The 19,944-nt window shown below is 61.6% G+C and carries 19 protein-coding genes; 12 read left to right on the top strand and 7 right to left on the bottom strand.

Features of this window, described 5'->3' with window-relative positions; genetic code table 11:
- Positions 1-4: 4 nt before the first annotated feature.
- From soxC to MPZ60_RS15350, 8 genes are all read left to right on the top strand, one after another.
- Complete coding sequence (gene soxC, locus MPZ60_RS15385) at positions 5-1,357, top strand: sulfite dehydrogenase (protein ID WP_034358345.1); 1,353 nt, start codon at positions 5-7, stop codon at positions 1,355-1,357.
- Positions 1,341-2,411, top strand: a complete 1,071-nt coding sequence (locus MPZ60_RS15380; RefSeq protein WP_034358343.1) for a c-type cytochrome — start codon at positions 1,341-1,343, stop codon at positions 2,409-2,411. The genes soxC and MPZ60_RS15380 overlap by 17 nt, the downstream gene beginning before the upstream one ends.
- A 47-nt stretch (positions 2,412-2,458) precedes the next feature.
- Complete coding sequence (soxY, locus tag MPZ60_RS15375) at positions 2,459-2,914, top strand: thiosulfate oxidation carrier protein SoxY (RefSeq protein ID WP_034358616.1); 456 nt, start codon at positions 2,459-2,461, stop codon at positions 2,912-2,914.
- Between the two features lie 32 nt (positions 2,915-2,946).
- Positions 2,947-3,258, top strand: a complete 312-nt coding sequence (gene soxZ, locus MPZ60_RS15370; RefSeq protein ID WP_003053938.1) for a thiosulfate oxidation carrier complex protein SoxZ — start codon at positions 2,947-2,949, stop codon at positions 3,256-3,258.
- A gap of 78 nt (positions 3,259-3,336) precedes the next feature.
- Positions 3,337-4,146, top strand: a complete 810-nt coding sequence (gene soxA / locus MPZ60_RS15365) for a sulfur oxidation c-type cytochrome SoxA (RefSeq protein ID WP_034358340.1) — start codon at positions 3,337-3,339, stop codon at positions 4,144-4,146.
- Between the two features lie 9 nt (positions 4,147-4,155).
- Entirely contained in the window at positions 4,156-4,809 is a 654-nt protein-coding gene (gene soxX, locus MPZ60_RS15360) for a sulfur oxidation c-type cytochrome SoxX (RefSeq protein ID WP_034358338.1), read from the top strand.
- Between the two features lie 182 nt (positions 4,810-4,991).
- A complete protein-coding gene (soxB, locus tag MPZ60_RS15355; RefSeq protein ID WP_034358335.1) occupies positions 4,992-6,725 on the top strand; it encodes a thiosulfohydrolase SoxB in 1,734 nt (577 codons plus the stop codon).
- 96 nt (positions 6,726-6,821) lie between these two features.
- A complete protein-coding gene (locus MPZ60_RS15350; protein ID WP_034358333.1) occupies positions 6,822-7,931 on the top strand; it encodes a YeeE/YedE family protein in 1,110 nt (369 codons plus the stop codon).
- Between the two features lie 116 nt (positions 7,932-8,047).
- Here MPZ60_RS15350 and MPZ60_RS15345 read toward each other — a convergent pair whose 3' ends face one another.
- Genes MPZ60_RS15345 through lptF form a run of 5 tightly spaced genes read right to left on the bottom strand, consistent with a single transcriptional unit; the run spans position 8,048 to position 12,896 of the window.
- Positions 8,048-9,199 carry a pyridoxal phosphate-dependent aminotransferase gene (locus MPZ60_RS15345; protein ID WP_034358331.1) on the bottom strand — a complete coding sequence of 384 codons (1,152 nt, stop codon included), beginning with the start codon at positions 9,197-9,199 and terminating at the stop codon, positions 8,048-8,050.
- 55 nt (positions 9,200-9,254) lie between these two features.
- Positions 9,255-10,196, bottom strand: coding sequence for a CysB family HTH-type transcriptional regulator (locus tag MPZ60_RS15340; RefSeq protein ID WP_003062823.1), 942 nt, complete (start codon positions 10,194-10,196; stop codon positions 9,255-9,257).
- A 58-nt stretch (positions 10,197-10,254) separates the two neighbouring features.
- Positions 10,255-10,683, bottom strand: a complete 429-nt coding sequence (locus MPZ60_RS15335) for a sirohydrochlorin chelatase (RefSeq protein ID WP_034358329.1) — start codon at positions 10,681-10,683, stop codon at positions 10,255-10,257.
- Between the two features lie 3 nt (positions 10,684-10,686).
- Complete coding sequence (gene lptG / locus MPZ60_RS15330; RefSeq protein WP_034358327.1) at positions 10,687-11,790, bottom strand: LPS export ABC transporter permease LptG; 1,104 nt, start codon at positions 11,788-11,790, stop codon at positions 10,687-10,689.
- Positions 11,787-12,896 (bottom strand): LPS export ABC transporter permease LptF, encoded by a 1,110-nt coding sequence (gene lptF, locus MPZ60_RS15325; protein ID WP_003062830.1) that lies wholly within the window; start codon positions 12,894-12,896, stop codon positions 11,787-11,789. The genes lptG and lptF overlap by 4 nt, the downstream gene beginning before the upstream one ends.
- Before the next feature lie 23 nt (positions 12,897-12,919).
- On the opposite strand from lptF, the gene MPZ60_RS15320 reads away from it, so the two are divergent.
- The 3 genes from MPZ60_RS15320 to MPZ60_RS15310 are packed head-to-tail and all read left to right on the top strand — an operon-like array spanning position 12,920 to position 15,779.
- The gene (locus MPZ60_RS15320) at positions 12,920-14,479 is read left to right on the top strand and encodes a leucyl aminopeptidase (RefSeq protein WP_034358324.1); all 1,560 of its coding nucleotides are present in this window, start codon (positions 12,920-12,922) and stop codon (positions 14,477-14,479) included.
- A 52-nt stretch (positions 14,480-14,531) separates the two neighbouring features.
- Positions 14,532-14,963, top strand: a complete 432-nt coding sequence (locus MPZ60_RS15315; protein WP_034358321.1) for a DNA polymerase III subunit chi — start codon at positions 14,532-14,534, stop codon at positions 14,961-14,963.
- 3 nt (positions 14,964-14,966) lie between these two features.
- Entirely contained in the window at positions 14,967-15,779 is an 813-nt protein-coding gene (locus MPZ60_RS15310; protein WP_034358319.1) for a hypothetical protein, read from the top strand.
- Positions 15,780-15,810: 31 nt separating this feature from the next.
- Here MPZ60_RS15310 and MPZ60_RS15305 read toward each other — a convergent pair whose 3' ends face one another.
- The gene (locus MPZ60_RS15305) at positions 15,811-16,830 is read right to left on the bottom strand and encodes a D-2-hydroxyacid dehydrogenase family protein (RefSeq protein WP_034358613.1); all 1,020 of its coding nucleotides are present in this window, start codon (positions 16,828-16,830) and stop codon (positions 15,811-15,813) included.
- Positions 16,831-17,880: 1,050 nt separating this feature from the next.
- On the opposite strand from MPZ60_RS15305, the gene MPZ60_RS15300 reads away from it, so the two are divergent.
- Positions 17,881-19,047 (top strand): GGDEF domain-containing protein, encoded by a 1,167-nt coding sequence (locus MPZ60_RS15300; protein WP_034358315.1) that lies wholly within the window; start codon positions 17,881-17,883, stop codon positions 19,045-19,047.
- Positions 19,048-19,061: 14 nt separating this feature from the next.
- Here MPZ60_RS15300 and MPZ60_RS15295 read toward each other — a convergent pair whose 3' ends face one another.
- On the bottom strand, positions 19,062-19,841 hold the full coding sequence (locus MPZ60_RS15295) for a YoaK family protein (RefSeq protein ID WP_034358313.1): 780 nt from the start codon (positions 19,839-19,841) through the stop codon (positions 19,062-19,064).
- Between the last annotated feature and the right edge of the window lie 103 nt (positions 19,842-19,944).

The raw sequence follows: 19,944 nt of genomic DNA, 5'->3' as shown, positions 1-19,944 counted from the left end.
GCTTATGCAAAGCCAGTTGATGGGCAAGGTGCGCAAGGCACCCGAAAACTTTGTGCGGGCGGACGATGTAGGTACGGTGTTTGCCGAAGCCCGGGCAGGTCGGCGTGACTTCATTCGCGGGGCTTTCGCGGCCGCGGCGACCAGCGCTGCAGCCGTCCATGCGCAGGGTCGGCAGGCCGTGAGCGCTGAGGGAGACCCCAATATTCTGGAGCTGCCCGCACACAGCAAGGGCCTGGGTCAGCCGGTGGTCACCGACGGCTACGGCAAGCCCTCCAGGTACGAGGCCAATGTGCAGCGCCGCCAGAGCCCGGGTCTGACCCAGACCAAGCAGGCCTCGGTATCGTTTGCGCCGCTGCAGTCGCTGTTCGGCATCGTCACGCCCAGCGGTCTGCATTTCGAGCGTCACCACCAGGGCTGGTGGGACATCGACCCCTCTAGGCACAGGCTGATGATCAATGGTCTGGTGAAGAATCCCAAGGTCTTCACCATGGACGAGATCATGCGTCTGCCCTCGGTGTCGCGCTTTCATTTCATAGAATGCGGCGCCAACACCGGCATGGAGTGGGGCAATGTGGCCGTGCCCACGGTGCAGTACACACACGGCATGCTGTCGTGCAGCGAGTTCACGGGCGTTCCCCTGATTACGCTGCTGGAGATGGCCGGTGCCGATCTCAAGAAGGGCAAGTTCATTCTGGCCGAGGGGGCGGATGGCTCGTCGATGACGCGAACCATCCCCGTAGAGCTGATTACCTCGGGCGAAGTGTTGGTGGCCTACGGCCAGAACGGCGAGATGCTGCGGCCCGAGCAGGGCTATCCGCTGCGTCTGGTGGTGCCGGGCGTGCAGGGTGTGAGCTGGGTGAAATACCTGCGCCGCATCGAGGTGGGCGACATGCCTTATGCAGCCAAGGACGAGGCGATCCACTATGTGGACCTGATGCCCGACGGACAGCACCGCCAGTATTCCAGCATTCAGGAGTGCAAGAGTGTGGTCACCACGCCGTCCGGCGGCCAGATGCTGCTGGACAAGGGTTTCTACAACATCACGGGCCTGGCCTGGTCGGGGCGTGGCAAGGTCAAGCGCGTGGATGTGAGCGTGGATGGCGGTCGTAACTGGCGCACGGCCCGGCTCGAAGGGCCGGTGATGGGCAAATGCCTGACGCGCTTCAATCTGGACTGGGTCTGGAATGGCGAGGAATGCATCATCCAGAGCCGCGCCATGGATGAGACCGGTTATGTGCAGCCCACTTACCAGCAACTGCGTGCCGCGCGCGGCACGCGCTCCATCTATCACAACAATTCCATTCAGTCCTGGGCGGTACGAACCAACGGGGAGGTCGCCAATGTTCAGCTTGCGTAAACCTCTGCTCCTGCTGACGCTGCTTGCCATGGGCGTGGCCGCCGGGCCCGCTGCGGCGCAGAGCAAGTCTGCCGAGGACCGCTATCCCGGTGTGGGCCGCAATGCCACGGGCAAGGAGGTTCTGGCCTGGGATATCGATGTGCGCCCCGACTTCAAGGGGCTGCCCGCAGGCTCGGGCTCGGTGCAAAAAGGCATGGATGTGTGGGAAGCCAAATGCGCGTCCTGCCATGGGGTGTTCGGCGAATCCAACGAGGTGTTCAGCCCGCTGGTCGGCGGCACCACGGCCGAGGACATCAAGACCGGACATGTGGCGCGGCTCAAGGATCCGGCCTTTCCGGGCCGCACGACCATGATGAAGGTGGCCACGGTGTCCACGCTGTGGGATTACATCAATCGTGCCATGCCCTGGAATGCGCCCAAGTCGCTGTCCACCGAGGAGGTGTATGCCGTCACGGCCTATCTGCTCAACCTCGGTGGCGTGGTGCCCGAGAGCTTCACGCTCAGCGACACGAACATTGCCGAGGTGCAGCGGAAGCTGCCCAACCGCAATGGCATGACGACTCGGCATGCTCTGTGGCCCGGCAATGAGTTCGGCAAAGGCGCCAGGCCCGATGTGCAGGCCACTGCCTGCATGAGCAACTGCGGCCCCGCGCCCAGGCTGCGCTCGGCCTTGCCCGAGCATGCCAGCAACAACCACGGCAATCTGGCCCAGCAGAACCGGCTGGTCGGTGCCCAGCGCGGCATCGAGACCGATGGCGGTGCAAGCAAGGCGGTCAAGCCTGCGGTTGACAAGAAATCGGGCAGTGCGGCACCGACGGCATTGCTGGAGAAGAACGCCTGCATGGCTTGCCACGGCATGGCGCAGAAAATCGTCGGCCCGGCCTTCAGCGAAATTGCCAGCAAGCACGGTGGCCAGCTGGACTATCTGGAAAACAAGATCAGGGTCGGAGGCTCCGGCGTCTGGGGATCAACACCCATGCCGCCCCAGCCCAATCTCAGCGATGCTGATGCCAAGGTGATTGCCCAGTGGCTGGCGGCGGGCGCCAAGCCCTGATGCAGCTTGTGTCGTGCGACTGTGAAGTGAATGAAAAGGAGACAAAGATGAAACGTAGAGACGCCCTCAGGAACAGCGCGGCCGTGCTCGGCATGCTGATGGCCGCCGGTCTGCTGCCGCAGGCTGCGCAGGCGGCCTATAACAAGACCGCCTTCGACGCCAAGACCGTGGCCGATGTGCTCAAGGCCATGGGAGCTGCTGCGCCTGCCGAGAGCAAGGACGTGACGCTGACGGCGCCCGACATCGCCGAAAACGGGGCCGTCGTGCCCCTGGGCGCCGCGACCAGCCTGCCCAATGTGAAGCAGATGCTGGTGCTGGTGGAAAAGAACCCCAATACGCTGGTTGCGGCCTTCACCGTCAACGAGGCGCTGGAAGCCAACTTCCTGACCCGCGCCAAGCTGGGGCAGTCCTCCGATGTGTATGCCGTGGCCATCACCAATGACGGCAAGGCTTTCTATGCCAAGAAGGAAGTCAAGGTCACCCTCGGTGGCTGCGGCGGTTGATTGCAACCAATCATCTAAAAAAGGAGAAGAACATGGCTGATCCAATGCGTATTCGTGCCCAGGCTGCAGGTGACAAGACCACCGTGCGCGTGCTGATGTCCCATGAAATGGAGACCGGCCAGCGCAAGGATGCGGAAGGCAAGACCGTGCCCGCCTGGTTTATTCAGGAGGTGACGGCCGCGCACAACGGCAAGCAGGTGCTGCAGGCTGAGTGGGGGCCTGCGGTTTCCAAGAACCCGTTTCTGCAGTTCGTGGTCAAGGGTGCCAAGGCTGGCGACAAGATCTCGGTGAGCTGGAAGGACAACAAGGGCGAGACCCGCACCGATGAAGCGACCGTGAGCTGAGCACGGCGCAGACACCGGCTGGCCGTCGGCCAGCCTTCACCCCAGTCCAGAATCAATCAAAAAACAAAGAGGTGCCCCATGAGACATTCCTCCCCGGGCCAGGCGGCTGCTGCCGTGCTGGCCTTGTGCATGGCCGCGCCGGTGCTGGCGCAAAAGTCCACAGCCGACGGCATTGCCGAGTACCGCGAGATGCTGCAGGACGGCAACCCTGCCGAGCTGTTCGAGATGAAGGGCGAGGAGCTGTGGAAGCAAAAGCGCGGCCCCCGCAAGGCGTCCATGGAGCAGTGCGATCTGGGCAAGGGGGCGGGCGTGGTCAAGGGCGCATTTGTGGAGCTGCCGCGCTATTTTGCCGACACGGGCAAGGTGCAGGATCTGGAGTCGCGCCTGCTGACCTGCATGGAAAGGCTGCAGGGGCTGGACGCGCAAAAGATTGCGGCAACACCGTTCGGCAAGGACGAGCAAAAGAACATGGAAGGGCTGGTGGCCTGGATTTCATCGCAGTCCAAAGGCATGAAGTTCAACCTGCCCCAGGGCCATGCGCAGGAAAGGCAGATGTACGAGGCAGGCAAGCGCATGTTCTATATGCGCGGCGGCCCGCATGATTTTGCCTGTGCCTCCTGCCATGGTGCGGATGGCAAGCGAATCCGCATGCAGGATCTGCCCAATCTGACCAGGAACCCCGGGGCTGCGGAAGGCTTTGGCGCATGGCCCGCCTACCGGGTCTCATCGGGCGAGCTTTGGAGCATGCAGCGCCGCCTCAACGACTGCTTCCGTCAGCAGCGCTTTCCCTATCCCGGTTACGCCAGCGACGTGACGGTGGCGCTGGGTGTGTTCATGGGCGTCAACGGCAAGGGCGGGACGTCGACCGCACCGGCCATCAAGCGATAAGGAGGCCCTATGCGCAAGCAAAAACACATGTCGTACCTGGCCGTAGCCGCATCGTTGCTGGTGCTGGGCTGTGCCTCCGTCGACGGGGCTGCGGACATCGATGCCTTGACGGCCAAGATGGTGCAGACCTCTTTTCGCGATCAGGGCATCGCCAAGGTCGATCGCCTGCAGCAGGACGAATCGAATGCGGCCTGCAGTGCTGCCGATGCATCCGGCAAGCCGCTTGCGCCTGCGCGTGCGCAAGCCATCGAAGCTGCCAATCTCAAGACCGTCAAATGGCCTCAGGATGGCAAGCTGCTCGGCGACTGGAAGGAGGGCGAAAAAATCGCCCAGAACGGTCGTGGCATGACCTGGAGCGACAAGGCGGGCAGCGCCAATGGCGGCAATTGCTACAACTGCCATCAGATCAGCAAGGAAGAAATCTCCTTTGGCACGCTGGGCCCCAGTCTCTACAACTATGGAAAGATTCGCGGCATCAAGGATCCGGGTAGCCCCGAATCCAGAGCCATCGTCGAGTACACCTGGGGCAAGATCTGGAACGCCAAGGCCTACAACGCCTGCTCGGGCATGCCCCGCTTCGGTCACTCCGGCATCCTTACCGAAGCGCAGACAAGAGATCTTGTCGCCTTGCTTGTCGATCCTGCCTCTCCCGTCAACAAATAGCCTTCTTCAAGCGGCCTTGCTGCTTGCCCGTCTCGCAGTGCTGAGCCATCCGGCAGGGGGACGAGACCGGGCGGCGCAGCATTGCGGACATGGCTTGTGCCAGTTTGGATAGCGCGGAGCGTCCTGTCGACGGAAATGCCCGCGCTTGTCCCTGGTTGGCACAAGTACCAACGGATATCACCATGAGTCTTTCCAAACGCGAATTTCTGCAAGTGCTGGCGGCAGCCAGTGTCTCGGGCATGGGATTGCAGCGCTATGCCTACGCCGATCAGTCGCTGGCCGACAAGGCCTTGTATGAGGTGGCACCGTTCGGCAATGTGTCCCTGTTGCATATGACGGACTGCCATGCTCAGCTCAACCCGATTCACTTCCGCGAGCCCAGTGTCAATCTCGGTATCGCTGCGATGAAGAACCAGCGCCCGCATCTGGTGGGCGAGCATCTGCTGCGCTCCGTGGGCATCAAGCCAGGCTCGGCGTCGGCCCATGCCTTCAGCTATCTGGACTTTGAGGCGGCGGCCAGGCGCTACGGCAAGGTGGGCGGGTTTGCCCATCTGTCCACGCTGGTCAAGCGCATGCGCGCCTCGCGTCCTGGCGCACTGCTGCTGGACGGCGGCGATACCTGGCAGGGCTCTGCCACTTCGCTCTGGACCAATGCCCAGGACATGGTGGATGCCTGCAAGCTGCTGGGCGTGGACGTGATGACGGGCCATTGGGAATTCACCTACGGCATGCAGCGCGTGCAGGAGATCATCGACAAGGATTTCGGCACGCAGCTCGACTTTGTGGCACAAAACGTCAAGACCGCCGATTTCGGCGATCCGGTGTTCAAGCCCTATGTGATCCGTGAGATCAACGGCGTGCCCGTGGCCATCATCGGCCAGGCCTTTCCGTACACGCCGATCGCCAACCCGCGCTACATGGTGGCGGACTGGAGCTTCGGCATCCAGGACGACAATCTGCAGAAGATGGTGGACGAGGTTCGCACCAAGGGCGCCAAGGTGGTGGTCGTGCTCTCGCACAACGGCATGGACGTGGACCTCAAGATGGCCAGCCGCGTGCGCGGCATAGACGCCATCCTGGGCGGCCACACGCATGACGGCATGCCTGTGCCCACGCTGGTGCAGAACGCGGGCGGCAAGACCATAGTCACCAACGCGGGCTCGAACGGCAAGTTTCTCGGTGTGCTGGACTTTGATGTGAGGGACGGCAAGGTGCGCGGCTTCCAGTACCGACTGCTGCCGGTGTTCGCCAACATCCTGCCGGCCGATGCCCAGATGCAGGCGCTGATCACCCGAGTGCGTGCGCCCTATGAAAGCCGGCTGGGCGAAGTGCTGGCGCGCACCGACGGCACGCTGTACCGCCGTGGCAACTTCAACGGCACGGGCGACCAGTTGCTGCTGGACGCCATGATGGAGGTGCAGAATGCGCCGATTGCCTTCTCGCCGGGCTTTCGCTGGGGGACATCGTTGCTGGCCGGGCAGGACATCACGCGCGAATGGCTGATGGACATGACGGCCACCACTTATTCCTATGCCACGGTGACCGAGATGACAGGGGTCACGATCAAGACCGTGCTCGAAGACGTGGCCGACAATCTCTTCAATCCCGATCCTTATTACCAGCAGGGCGGCGACATGGTGCGCGTGGGCGGCCTGCATTATCAGTGCGACCCGGCGGCCGGCGCGGGCCAGCGCATCAGCGACATGCGCCTGAACGGTCAGCTGCTGGAGGCGGACAAGAAATACAAGGTGGCCGGCTGGGCGCCGGTGGCCGAGGAAGCTAGGACGGCCGGCAACAAGCCGATCTGGGAGCTGGTCGAGCCCTGGCTCAAGGACCGCAAGACGCTCGGGCCGCGCCGGCTTGACGAGCCAAGACTGATCAATGTCGGCGGCAATCAGGGGCTGGCCAAGGCCTGATGAAAGCTGATTGGAAAGCCGATTAAGACAGTGTTATCGCGCGGGCTGGGGTATATGCCATTGCCTTGACGCCGGGCCGCGCCGTCCAATGCCCGCATGAGTCCTGCCGAGTTTGATTCCCTGACGGCCACCGTTCTGGTGGCCATTTTGTTGCTGGCCGCTGTGCTGGGCTTTGTGATGCGCGAGACCCGCTTTTGCACCGTGGGCGCGATCAGCGATGTGGTGTATCTGCAGGACTGGGGACGGGCACGCCAGTGGTGCATGGCCATCGCCGTGAGCATGCTGGGCTTCACGGCGCTGGCGCTGTGGGGTCAGTTGCAGGTGGGTGATGCCCTTTATGCCAGCCGCCGCTTGCTGTGGCTTTCGGCCCTGGCGGGAGGGCTGTTGTTTGGCGGCGGCATGGTGCTGGCATCGGGTTGCGGGGCCAGGAATCTGACCCGGCTGGGCAGCGGCAGTCTCAAGGCGCTGGTGGTGCTGCTGGTCATGGGCGTGGCCGCCTTTGCCACGCTCAAAGGCATTACCGCCGTGGCGCGGGTGCGCTGGCTGGACAGCGTGCATCTTGAATTCCCGGCCCCGGCCCTGCTGCCCGAATGGCTGGCCGGCCATATGGCCTGGCCCTTGACGCCATTGCGCGGCGTGCTGGGCCTGGGCCTGGGGGGCTTGCTGCTGTTGCTGGCCTTCGATCCCCGGCCCGGCGCCGAGCGCAGCCGGATCGTGCTGCTGGGCGGGCTGTTGGTCGGCCTGTGCGTGACGGCGGCCTGGTGGCTAGGCGGCCATCTGGCGCTGGTGGCCGAACACCCCGAGACGCTGGAGCAGGTCTATGCCGCGACCTATAGCGGTCGCATCGAGGCCTTCAGCTTTGTCACACCGGTAGCGCACACGCTGGACTGGCTGATGTTCTTCAGCGACCGCAACAAGGTGCTGACCTGGGGCATTGCCTCGGTCGCGGGCGTGCTTCTGGGCAGCTTTGTCCATGCGCTGTGGCGCAGGGACTTTCAGTGGCAGGGCTTTGCCGACCGTGGCGATCTGGCCCGCCATCTTCTGGGAGGGCTGATGATGGGCGTGGGCGGCGTGACGGCCATGGGCTGCACCGTAGGCCAGGGCATCAGTGCGATTTCCATGCTCAGCCTGGGCAGCTTTGTGGCGCTGGCCGGCATTGTGCTCGGGGCGGTGCTGATGCTGCGCCATCTGGCAGAGACGGCATGAAGCAGAGTTAATTTGATAGCTGCTTGCGCTTGCTGATAAACAGATTCAGCATGAAAATATGCTGAAAATGAGAAAAGGAGCGCGGTAGGCGCTCCTTTTTTATGGGCCGCAGCGTTTCAGAGCTTGCGCAGGCGCGCGGCTGCCTCGATCAGGGTTTCGTCCTTTTTGGCAAAGCAAAAGCGCACCACGCGCTGGTCGAAACCGTCGCCGTAGAAGGCCGACAGCGGAATCGCTGCCACACCGATTTCCCGGACCAGCCACTGGCAGAACTCGGCCTCGTTGAGGTCCGAGACCGAGGAGATGTCGGCACAGAGGAAATACGTACCGGCCGTGGGCAGCAGCTTCAGGCGCGAGCCCCGCAGGCCGCCGAGGAACAGATCGCGCTTGGCCTGGTAGAAGGCCGAAAGCTCCATATAGGGCGCAGGGTCCTGCATGTACTGCGCGAGACCTGCCTGCATGGGCGTGTTCACGGTGAACACATTGAACTGGTGCACCTTGCGGAATTCGGCGGTGAGGGCGGCGGGCGCGGCCACGGTGCCGACCTTCCAGCCCGTGACATGGTAGGTCTTGCCAAAGCTGGAGACGATGAAGGCGCGCTCGGCCAGGCCCGGGTAGCGGGCGCTGCTCAGATGCTCGGCACCGTCGAAGACCATGTGCTCGTAGACCTCGTCGCTGATCAGCAGCACATTGGTGGGCGCCAGCAGGGCTTCGAGCTGGCGCATTTCCGCATCGGTCCAGATGGTGGCGCTGGGGTTGTGCGGGCTGTTGATGATCAGCAGGCGCGTGCGCGGCGTGATGGCGGCCGCGATCCTGGCAAAGTCGGGGCGGAAGCTGCCGGGAGTCAGCGGCACTCGCACGGCCACGCCGCCGGCCATCTCGATATTGGGCACATAGCTGTCGTAGCAGGGGTCGAGCACGATGACTTCGTCGCCTGCATGCACGGTGGCCAGAATGGCTGTGAGAATGGCCTGGGTGGCACCGGCGGTAATGGTGATTTCGCTGCCCGCGTCATAGCGGCGGCCGTGCAGTGTTTCGATCTTGGCAGCCACGGCCTCGCGCAGCGCGGGCCAGCCCGCCATGGGCGGGTACTGGTTGTGACCGGCGCGCATGGCATCGTTGACAGCGTCGAGCAGCCTGGGGTCGCAGCCGAAGTCAGGGAAGCCCTGGCCCAGATTGACGGCCTGGTGCTCGGCGGCCAGCGCCGACATGACGGTGAAGATGGTGGTGCCCACATTGGGCAGCTTGCTGGGGAAGTTGGGAGTCACGATAGTCTTGCAATGCGTGGGCCGGGCACGCAGGCACCAGCCCTTGAGGCGGGCCGGATCAGAGCCCGAAGTCGTCCACGCTGCCGTTCATGGCGCGCATGATGAGGTCTCGCGAGAGTCGGTCGCTGAGCAGCTCGGCAAACCTGTAGACGAAGTTGCGCAAGTATGCGCCGCGCTTGATGGCCACACGGGCCACGCTGGTGCCGAACAGATGGCCGACGGGGCGTACCACCAGGTCATTGACGGGGTCGTCGCGCATGGCCATCTCGGCCACGATGCCAATGCCCAGGCCCAGACGCACATAGGTCTTGATCACGTCGGCATCGATGGCTTCCAGCACGATATGCGGGTGCAGGCGGCGCATCTCGAAGGCCTGGTCGATCTTGCCGCGTCCGGTAAACGACGGGTGGTAGGTGATCAGGGCCTCCTGGGCGATGTCCTCCAGCGTGATGCGCTCTTTCTGCGCCAGCGGGTGGCCCGTGGGGATGACCAGCACGTGCTGCCATTCGTAGCAGGGCAGGGTCACCAGATCGGGATAGTCGGCCAGCGATTCGGTGGCCATGCCGATCTCGGCGACTTCGTCGATCACCATGCGTGCGACTTCGGCAGGAGTGGCCTGGTGCAGGCTGATGGTGACCTTGGGATAGAGCTCGCGCAGGCGTGCCACGGCGGGCGGCAGCACATAACGGGCCTGGGTGTGGGTGGTGGCGATGCTCAGCGTGCCGCTGTCCTGGGCGCTGTATTGCTCGCCGATGCGCTTGAGATTGCCCACCTCGCGCATGATCAGCTCTATGCTCTTGAGGACTTCCTGTCCCGGCTCGGTGATGCGCTTGAGACGCTTGCCGTGGCGCGCAAAGATATCGATGCCCAGCTCTTCCTCAAGCTCGATGATGGCTTTGGAGACTCCGGGCTGGGAGGTGTGCAGGGCCTTGGCCGCCTCGGTGAGGTTGAGATTGCGGCGGGCGGCTTCCTGAACGAAGCGGAATTGATGCAGGTTCATGACGGCATGGACTAAGAACTTGCATCATTATGCTTCAAATATCTAAAGAAGCTATTTTTTATTTGAAATCTGTATGTTTGAGTGCTTCGGTCTCGGCTGCCGCCTCTATCGCCAGCTGCGCCAGCAGGGACGTGACGCGAGGATTCTCACCCGCCGCGGTCTGCAGATCGAACCGACAGCCGGGATGCTGTCGGCGCAATTCGTCCAGCAGGCGCGGAATGTCTTCTCGTGCATGTTTGCCGGTACCGAGAAACAGCGGCAGCACGATCAGATGTTTGACACCTTGCGCAATCAGGGTCTGCGTGGCTGCAGGCAGATCCGGTGCGCAGGCATCCAGATAGGCGCAGATGCAGGGCAGGTCGGGGCGCATTGCCTGTACAAGCTGATGCACTGCCTCTATGGGCTGGCGCCAGAGAGCGTCTCTGGAGCCATGGGCCAGCAGGATCAGACCGGTTTGATCTGGAGAAGGGCGTTGCTCGTCGTTCATGGCCTAGCGCCTCAGTACCAGCCAGCCAAAGGCCGAGAGCGATAGCGCGGTGTAGAGCAGGCCCGGCGCCGCGGCGGCCAGCCAGGGCCACCAGGACTGCAGGGTGCCGATATAGCCGAACACGTTGTTGAGCAGGAAGAAGCTGATGCCGGCCATCACCCCGCCAAACACATAGGCCGTGATACCGCCCGAGCGGAAATGCAGATAGGCAAAAGGCAGGGCTAGAACCACCATCACCAGGCAGCTCAGCGGGTAGAAGACCTTGCGCCAGAACTCGATTTCGTACTTCTGCGCCGCCTGGCCGTTGTCCTGCAGGTGGCGTACGAACTGGAACAGTGCAATCGTGGTCATGCGATCGGGCTTGAGCAGCGCGCCCGAGACCATGGCCGCAGTGACCTTGGTTGGCCAGTTCATGCTGGCTTCGCTGATTCGGCTGAGCTTGGTGACATCGCCCTCTTGAGCGACCTTGCTGCCCTGCACACCATTCAAGGTCCACAGCTCCTTGTCTTCATCGACCTGGGCGGATTGAGCGTTGATCTGCGCAGCGATGCGGCCCTTGCTGTCGAATTCAAAAATGCGCACATTGACGAAATCTCCAGGGGCCTTGACGGCACCGACGTTGATAGCGACGGAGTGATCGCCTTGCTTTTCCTTGAGCCAGGCGCCTGTCGCGCCCCGGGAGATCTGCCCCTTGGCGACCACGCGCAATTTCTGGCTGAAGTTGTCGGCAGCGGGCGCAATATAGTCACCGACCAGCACGGTGAGAACTACAAAGCTCATACCCAGTACCAGCAGCGTGCGCAGCGCCAGCCAGGGCCCCATGCCGCTGGTGCGCATGATGGTGAATTCCGAGCTCTGGGCGAACTTTGCCATCACGAAGATGGCGCCGATCAGCACGGCAATCGGCATCAGCTCGTAGAGGTGGCCCGGAATGGACAGAGTCACGAACAGCAGCGCGCGCGTGGCGGTGTAGCCTGCATTGCCGCTACCCACCCAGCGCATCTCATCGACCAGATCAAAAAAGAAGAACAGCGCCAGAAAGGCCAGCGAGACGTACAGAACGGCCTGTATGAATTCGCGATAGATCAAGTTGCGCAGAACTTTCATCGTGCGCTCTCCTGACGCTTGCCCGAGCGCCGCAGCAGGTCACGCGGTGACCAGCGGAAGTGGCGCGCCAGCAGTACCAGCACGCTGACGATCAGGATGCTTCCATGCAGCAGGCCCAGAATGCCCCACATGCCTATCTTGTTGGCGCTGACCCAGCTCTCGCCAAGGGTCATGAGGTTGTAGTAAACGATAAATGCGAAGAGGGCGATCATCAGGCTGCTGCTATTGCCCGCACGCGGGTTCACGCTGGAGATGGCCAGGCCCAGAATGACAAAATTCAGCGCGGCAAAGGGCAGGCCCAGGCGCCATGCCAGCACGGAGCGGGCGATCGGCTCGTCCTTGCCGATCAAGTCCTTGGTGGGCATGCTGCGCGCCGCCATCTCCTCGATGGTGACGGGGTTGTCGTTGTCGACCTGCACGCCGTATTCCTTGAATTCGGTGATGCGCACCGAGCCGTCGTCGCTGCGCGTCTCCATGCGCTGGCCGTCCTCCAGAATCACCATGCGCTGGCCCTTGATGACGGCCAGATGCGCGCCCTTGGCGGAGGTCACGGACTCCTTGCCGGGGTCGCGCGAGACCACGAAGACATTGCTGGCCGCCATGTCAGAAGGGGAATCCTTGTCGACGAAGAACACGCGTGTGCCGCCCGCCGATTCCTGGAACTCGCCGGGTGCGATGCGATCCAAGTCGCTGCGCTGCTGGAACTGGGTCTTGATCTGCTCGATTTGCTGATAGGACCAGGGCAGCACGCCGAGGGCCAGCACGGCGGTGATGAGAATCACCGGCCAGGCAAAGCGCAGCAAGGGCTTGAGCAGACTGGCCAGGCCCTGGCCGGCGGCAAACCAGATGACCATCTCGCTGTCGCGGTACATGCGGGAAAGAGATCCCACAATGGCGACAAACAGGCTCAGGCCCAGAATGGTCGGGAGTTGCCCGAGCACGGTGAAACCCATGACCAGCATCACGTCGGAAGGGCTGACACTGCCCTTGTAAGCCTGACCCAGGGTGCGGATCAGCATCATGGTCATCACCACAGTGATCAGAACCACGGCCGTCGCACCAAAGCTGCGGGCCAGCTCTTTGCGTATGGATGAATCGAATAACATTGGCTAAAAGGAAAACACCGATTATGAACTTTGAACTGAAGGCTCTGACCGCTGCCGCCGCAGCGCGTGAAAAATGTGATCTGCTGTTGGTGCTGGTTTCTGAACAGGCAGCATCGGGCACATTCGGCAGCGACGCCATCGGAGCCATGGTGGCTCATGCGGTGAAGCAGGGTGATTTTGCCCTGTCTTGCGGCAAGCAATTGCCTTTGTACCAAGTGCCCGCCATTGCCGCACGCCGTGTGGTGCTGCTGGGCGCGGGAGCTGGTACTCCCAAGGACGTGCGCAATGCCTTGGCCGGCTGCGGCGCGGTGCTCAAGACCGAAGGCATTGCCAAGGCCGTTGTGAGCTTTGCCTTTGATGCCGATGCCCAGGCTGTAGCGGCTGCCGTACAGGCGGTTGCCGATGCGACCTACCTCTATACCCACACCAAATCCCAGGCCAAGCCCATTGCGCTGACCAAGCTCGTGCTGGGCGTATCGTCCAAGACGGCTGCTGTTACCGCTGCTTTCAATACCGCAGTGGCGCAGCAGGAGGGCGTGGCCATGGCCCGCGAATGGGCCAACCGCCCGGCCAACCATGCAACGCCCACCTTGCTGGCCAACGCTGCCAAGAGCATTGCCAAGGCAGCACGCATGAGCTGCAAGATTCACGGCCCTGCCGATGTGGCCAAGCTGGGCATGGGCGCTTTCATGGCGGTGGCCCAGGGCTCGCGCGAACCCCTGCGCTTCATCGAATTGCACTACAACGGTGCGGCCAAGAGCGTGGCTCCCATCGTGCTGGTGGGCAAGGGCATCACTTTTGACACCGGCGGCATATCGCTCAAGCCTGCAGCCGAGATGGACGAGATGAAGTTCGACATGGGCGGTGCTGCCAGCGTGCTGGGCGTGTTCCAGGCGCTGGCCAGGCTGCAGCCGGCTATCAATGTCGTGGGCCTGATCCCTGCATGCGAGAACATGCCCGACGGTGCAGCCGTCAAGCCCGGCGATGTGGTGACCAGCATGAGCGGCCAGACCATCGAAATCCTCAACACGGACGCAGAAGGCCGCCTGGTGCTGTGCGATGTGCTGCATTACGCAGCGCGCTTCAAGCCTTCTGCGCTGGTCGATATGGCCACGCTGACTGGCGCTTGCGTGATCGCTCTGGGCGGTTTGCGCAGCGGCCTGTTTTCGACCAGCGACGAGCTGGCATCGGCCTTGCAGACCGCTGGCGATATGGCACTCGATCCTTGCTGGCGCATGCCTCTGGACGAGGAGTATGCCGATGGCCTCAAGAGCAATTTTGCGGACATGGGCAACGTGGCAGGGCGCGCCGCAGGTGCGGTGACGGCCGCCAAGTTCCTGCAGAAATTTGTGGGCGATATTCCCTGGGCACATCTGGATATCGCCGGGACTGCCTGGAAGAGCGGTGCTGCCAAGGGAGCTACGGGTCGCCCCGTAGGCCTGCTGGTGCAATATCTGCTGGGTCAGGAAGGCCGGGTTGCCGCTGCAGCAGCGACTGCTGCCAGGACCCCGGCGGCTCGCAAGAGTGCTACCAAACCTGCGGCTTCGCGCCGCGCGCGTGTGACTGCCAAGGCTTCGGCTTAAGAAAAGTCGGCAGATGCGGCCTGGTTTCAGGCCGCATCTGCCGCCAAGAGTTGTGACAGAAATTGCCTTTCATTTCAATGCACCAGACAAGCTGGGCTATGTGTGCCGATTCGCACGCAAGGCTCTGCGTCATGGTGCGCGCATCGTGGTTCTGGGGGATGGAGCTGCGCTGAGCCGGCTTTCGCCCCGTTTGTGGAGCGTGTCGGCCACGGATTTTCTCGCGCATGCTTGTGAGTCGGATGGAGCGCAGATGCTTGCTGCTTCTCCCGTCATCCTGGCCGAACACCTGCAAGACTTGCCTCATTACGATGTGCTGGTCAATCTTATGCCGCAGGTGCCGTCGGGGTTTGAGCGCTTCGCGCGCGTGGTGGAAATCGTTTCTTCCGGCGATGAGATGGATCGCCAGGATGCGCGTGCCCGCTGGCGCGACTATGCAGCGCGTGGTTTTTCCATTGTCCGGCACGATCTGAATCTCAAGGGCTAGGTCATGAACTCCTCATCCAAAGTTCCGCCACGCTTCGTCCCCACCCTGACCGAGGTGGTTCAGCCCGAAGCTGCCGCGCTCGAAGACGCTGCGGACAGCGCTCAGTCTGCGTCGCCGGAGCAGTCTCACGGAGCTGTGCAGCAGGTGCTAGGCCCGCGGACGCTGGGAGACAGCGTTGTCCCTCTGGCGAGGCCGTCGTTTCACACCTCATGGCTGGCGGATGGTCTCTACGGCCGTGGCCGGCCTGCAGGTATTCCGCATCAGTTGCCCCCTTTGCCGGAATCCTTGCCGCCGCAGCAGTCATTTGCGCAGAGCATGGCAGGGGAGGTGGTGGAGGCAATATCGGCCGGGCAGGTGGAGCCTGAGACTGAGTTGGGAACTGCCGAACTCGTGGAGGCATTTCCGCTTGCAGACCAGGCGGAGCAGCCATCCGTTACGGACGCTGGCCAGCCCCAGGATGAAGAACTTCAACCCGGGCCTGAGGTACTCGATGAGGAAGCCGCCGAGCCACTCGTCCAAGCACAAGATGTGGAGCAGGCTGTTGAACCCGCCCCGGTCTTTGGGGCAGTCGGCCTGCAGCAGGCACTGGATGAGCACGGTGCCGTGGTGGCCGAAGAATATCTGGTCCACCGGCTGATGCAACGGGTGGACATTGTGCTGGAGCACAAGCTCAAGGAAGCAATAGCTCAGGTTGTGGAAGCACAGACCCGATCCATGGTGCTTCGTCTTCGTGAAGAAGTGGAGACCGTGGTGCGTCAATCGGTCTACGAAGCCGTGGAGGCCGAGCTGGCACAGCAAGCCCAAGCCCGGCAGTAGTCGCCGAGCTCTCGCGGTTAGCGGTTAGCGGTTAGCGGTTCAAACGCAGTGGGCCGCTGAAAACTTCAGGATTCAGAATGTTGCTGGGCTGGCCGTCGGCAAAGTTCACAACGTTCTCAAATGCAGCACGGAAATACAGCTCATAGCTGTCCTGCTCCACGTAGCCGATATGGGGCGTGCAGATGCAGTTCTCCAGTCTGAGCAGGGCATGGCCTTGCAGGATTGGCTCGCTCTCGAATACATCGATCGCGGCCAGGCCCGGGCGGCCGCGGTTCAGGGCACAGAGCAATGCTTCGGGCTCCACCAGTTCGGCGCGCGAGGTATTGACGAACAAGGCTGTCGGTTTCATCCGTGCCAGGTCCTGTGCAGTCACAATGCCGCGCGTCGCATCGTGCAGGCGCAGATGCAGCGACAGAACATCGCATTGCTCGAAAAAGACTTCCTTGGACGGGGCGCTCAGATAACCATCGGCCTCGGCCTTGCGGCGCGAGGTTTCGCTGCCCCAGACACAGACCTGCATGCCAAAGGCCTTGCCATAGCCCGCCACCAGTTGCCCGATGCGGCCGTAGCCCCAGATACCCAGCATGCGCCCGCGCAGCACGCTGCCCAGTCCGAAGTTGGGCGGCATGGAGGCCGCCTTGAGACCGGACTGCTGCCATGCACCATGTTTGAGATTGGAGATGTACTGCGGCAGACGGCGCATGGCCGACATGATCAGAGACCAGGTCAGCTCTGCCGGCGCAATGGGAGAGCCCACGCCCTCTGCAATCGCCACGCCACGTTCGGTGCAAGCCTGCACATCGATATGGGCGCCAGCCTTGCCCGTCTGGGCAATCAGCTTGAGCCGGGGCAGCTTATCGAGCAACTGGCGCGAGATCTGGGTGCGTTCGCGAATCAGGACGATGACATCCGCGTCGCGCAGTCGAACCGAGAGCTGACCCACGCCCTTGATGGTGTTGGTATAGACCTTTGCGTTGAAGGCATCAAGCAGCTTGGCGCAATCGAGCTTGCGAACCGCGTCTTGGTAATCGTCCAGGATAACGATGTTCACCACTGGAATCCTTAAATAAGTGGCTGAGTTTATTGAATGAAATTCAATGCGATCAAAGGCTTAGGATTGCTTCTGTGAAAACTTACGCCAAATCGACGCCACCAGATTCCCTACGCGCACCCTACACACTCCAGAGCTTAGCGTAGGTTTGGCGCAGGTTTTGAAAGCTACGCTGGCCCAAGGAGGTTGCATCTATCTTGATGCCCATGCCGCAAAAGCTCTGTCCGCTGGGAATGCTATTGTGATCCAAGGTTGTCCAGGGTTGCGACTGGAGGCTGTTGCGTAAGCTAAAAGTTGGGTTTATAGGTATAAGTCCCTGGTAGACGGGCGTATGAGACAGGTCAGGTTCGGGACTTGGCCGAGTACCTGTTTCACCGATGCATCCAGGCCCCTCCAGAGGATGTGATGGGCGCTATTTCGGGTTATGTGATTCCCGGTGCGGCTGGCATCTATAACTGCCACAAATACGACGCCGAGAAGCAGCAATGGTTGTAGCCGTCTGGCACTGGGGCTCGAGGCCGTTGTTCAAGCAGATGCTGTGTGACTGCGGAGAGGCTTTTTGGGCGCCGGTGTGCTCCGGCGACTGCAATCGGGACAAAGAGTGCTTGTTCGCCCAGTCGTCAAGATCGCTAACCAGTCAGCGTCCCGCGCTGATTTGCCGAGGCTGAGGCAGGTCGTCTTGCCGTACAAGGCGCTCAAAGGTCTTCCCGGACAGGCCCGGCAGTTGGGCAGCGACTTCTTTGGCGATGATTTGGGGAGCGATTGCCTCGGAGGTACATCCTTGATTCAGTCATGAAAAGCCCGCTCAAAGGTGGGGCCGAGGCGAGTGCTGCGGGTGGGGTGATCGCGAGTTGCTGCTTCTTGACGGACTCGTGACGAACCAGGGAAACCGATGTGTTTTGGAGGAGATTTGCAGGGTTCTCGGCACAATTGTTAACATTCGGGCGTTTATCAGTCCACTTATCAAATGGACTCCACCTTCTGAGTCTCAGAGCATGGGTCACCACAATTGCGTTGCCGCGTGAATGAGCTTTTCTGATCCGCCAATTCATGCCTAGCAATTTGCAGCTCTACTTGTTGGTCGCGCCGGTATGCATAACGGCACTGGGCGCACTCATGGCTTTTTGCTGGCTTGCACAGCGCCGCTCCGTGTTTCTGCTCTCGACGGCTTGTGGGTTGACACTTACGGGGCTTGCCTTGGGTTGGCAATGCTTGACACCTCACGGACAACTGGTTCGATGGGCTGTTTACACCGGGCCCATTTATCTGCTTGGTGCCTGGCTCTGTACCTGGGGCGTTGCTCAAAAGTTTTCCGTCTCCTCATATCCCAAGATCTCGGCCCTGGTATCGATCATCGTGGTTGCTGCTCTTTACGAGTACAGCATCGTGCAGGACAACATTGCTGCACGTGTGCTCTGGCTGAACACAGGGCTTGGCGTCATTCACTTCATACCGTTTCCTGCCATCGCGCTAAAAAAAGTCAGACGTGACGGGCTGGAGAAGCTGCTTTACCGGTCCTACGGGGCCTTTGCGATCTATACAGTGCTCAGGCCCATCATGGTGCTGTTTCTTGGATTCACTGAGCTCCAGGACATGCTCAGCTCCATTTACTGGTTGGTCACCATGCTGGGCTCGCTATTGTTCAGCCTGGTGTTCTCGGGCCTCATGCTCATCGTTTCGATGAGGGATGCAATGGCCACACTCAGAGACGAACGCAATCACGACATGCTGACTGGCGTGTTGAATCGTCGCGGCTTCTGGGAGTTTGCAGACCCGCTGGCCCGGGATCGAAAAGCGCAGCCGCTTTCCATCGTGGTGGCGGATCTGGATCACTTCAAGCGGGTCAACGACAACTGGGGGCACGAGTATGGCGACGGAGTACTCAAGGCCGTCGCGGAAGTCATACAGGCAAGTGTCCGTGGTACCGACCTGGTGGCTCGCTTTGGAGGCGAAGAATTTGTGCTGTTGTTGACCCATGCCGACATTGAGACTGCACAACGTGTGGCGCAGCGTATTCGTGCCGGAGCGGTCGAGATCATTGCGCCATTGCCCGATGGTCAGCGCGTGACCTTGAGCATGGGTATCGTTGTCAGTCCATTCGGCAGCGATCTGCGCGAAGCCGTAATGAGGGCTGACCAGCAACTCTACAAGGCCAAGGAGCTTGGGCGCGATCAGGTCGTCGTGCATGGACCCGGGGACGTCGCGGCAGCGGCGTGAGATACAGGATGCACTCAGCTCTTCTTGCTGAAGAGTGACGGCCGCTCGGCGGACTGCGCTGCGTCACGCATAAATGGTGGCACGGACAGTACAAGCAAAAGAGCGGCCAGCGGAACCACGCAGATGAAGCCGATATGCTTGAAGCCCAGCGCACCGGTAATGCCGCCCAGCACAAACATCAAGATCAGCCCTGCGGACACCTTCATACGGCGCCAGTCATGCCTAACCAGGGGTGATAGTTGCAGGTCGGCGTTGGCGTGGCGCTTCCAGAAGAACATCTTGCCCAGTTCCATGCCCAGATCCGTGAAATTGCCGGTCATGTGCGTGGTGCGAGTGCTGCCGCCGGATGTCTTGGAACCCACGGCATTCTGCAGACCCATCATGAAGGACAGCAGCAGCACGGTCAGCGGCACTGCGAAGGGCGTATTCCATGTCAAGGTGACTGTGCCCATCAGGCCGAAGGCAATCAGCATGACGGCCTCCAGCATCAGCGGCAGGGCATAGACGCTGTACAGATGGCGTTTGCGCCCCCAGTTCACCAGCAACGCGCAGACGGCCGCGCCCGTTGTAAAGGCGATGATGGCACCAAGCGCATTCAGCAGCAGCTTGGCGTTCTCAAGCACCAGGCCGTCAGCCAGTTGAGAGGCAAAGCCCGTCATGTGCGAGGTATACATCCGCAGCACAAGAAAGCCGCCAGCGTTGACCGCGCCCGCGTTAAAGGCCAGCAGCAGACCCAGGGCGATATTGGTGGACGGTGTGCGATGCCGGTTGGTGAGATGGCGAAGTCTGCGCATCAAGGATTCCACTGACAAAAGTGCACCCATGACGGGGTGCATCAATGCTGACAAATTGGTTTGTCAGCGACCATGCAGGAGTCATTGTGGGCCAACTTGGATA

The sequence above is a fragment of the Comamonas sp. 7D-2 genome (assembly GCF_022749555.1).
GTDB lineage: Bacteria > Pseudomonadota > Gammaproteobacteria > Burkholderiales > Burkholderiaceae_C > Comamonas > Comamonas thiooxydans.
Note: the sequence above shows the minus strand (reverse complement) of the source record. Positions and strands in the feature narration are given on the sequence as shown.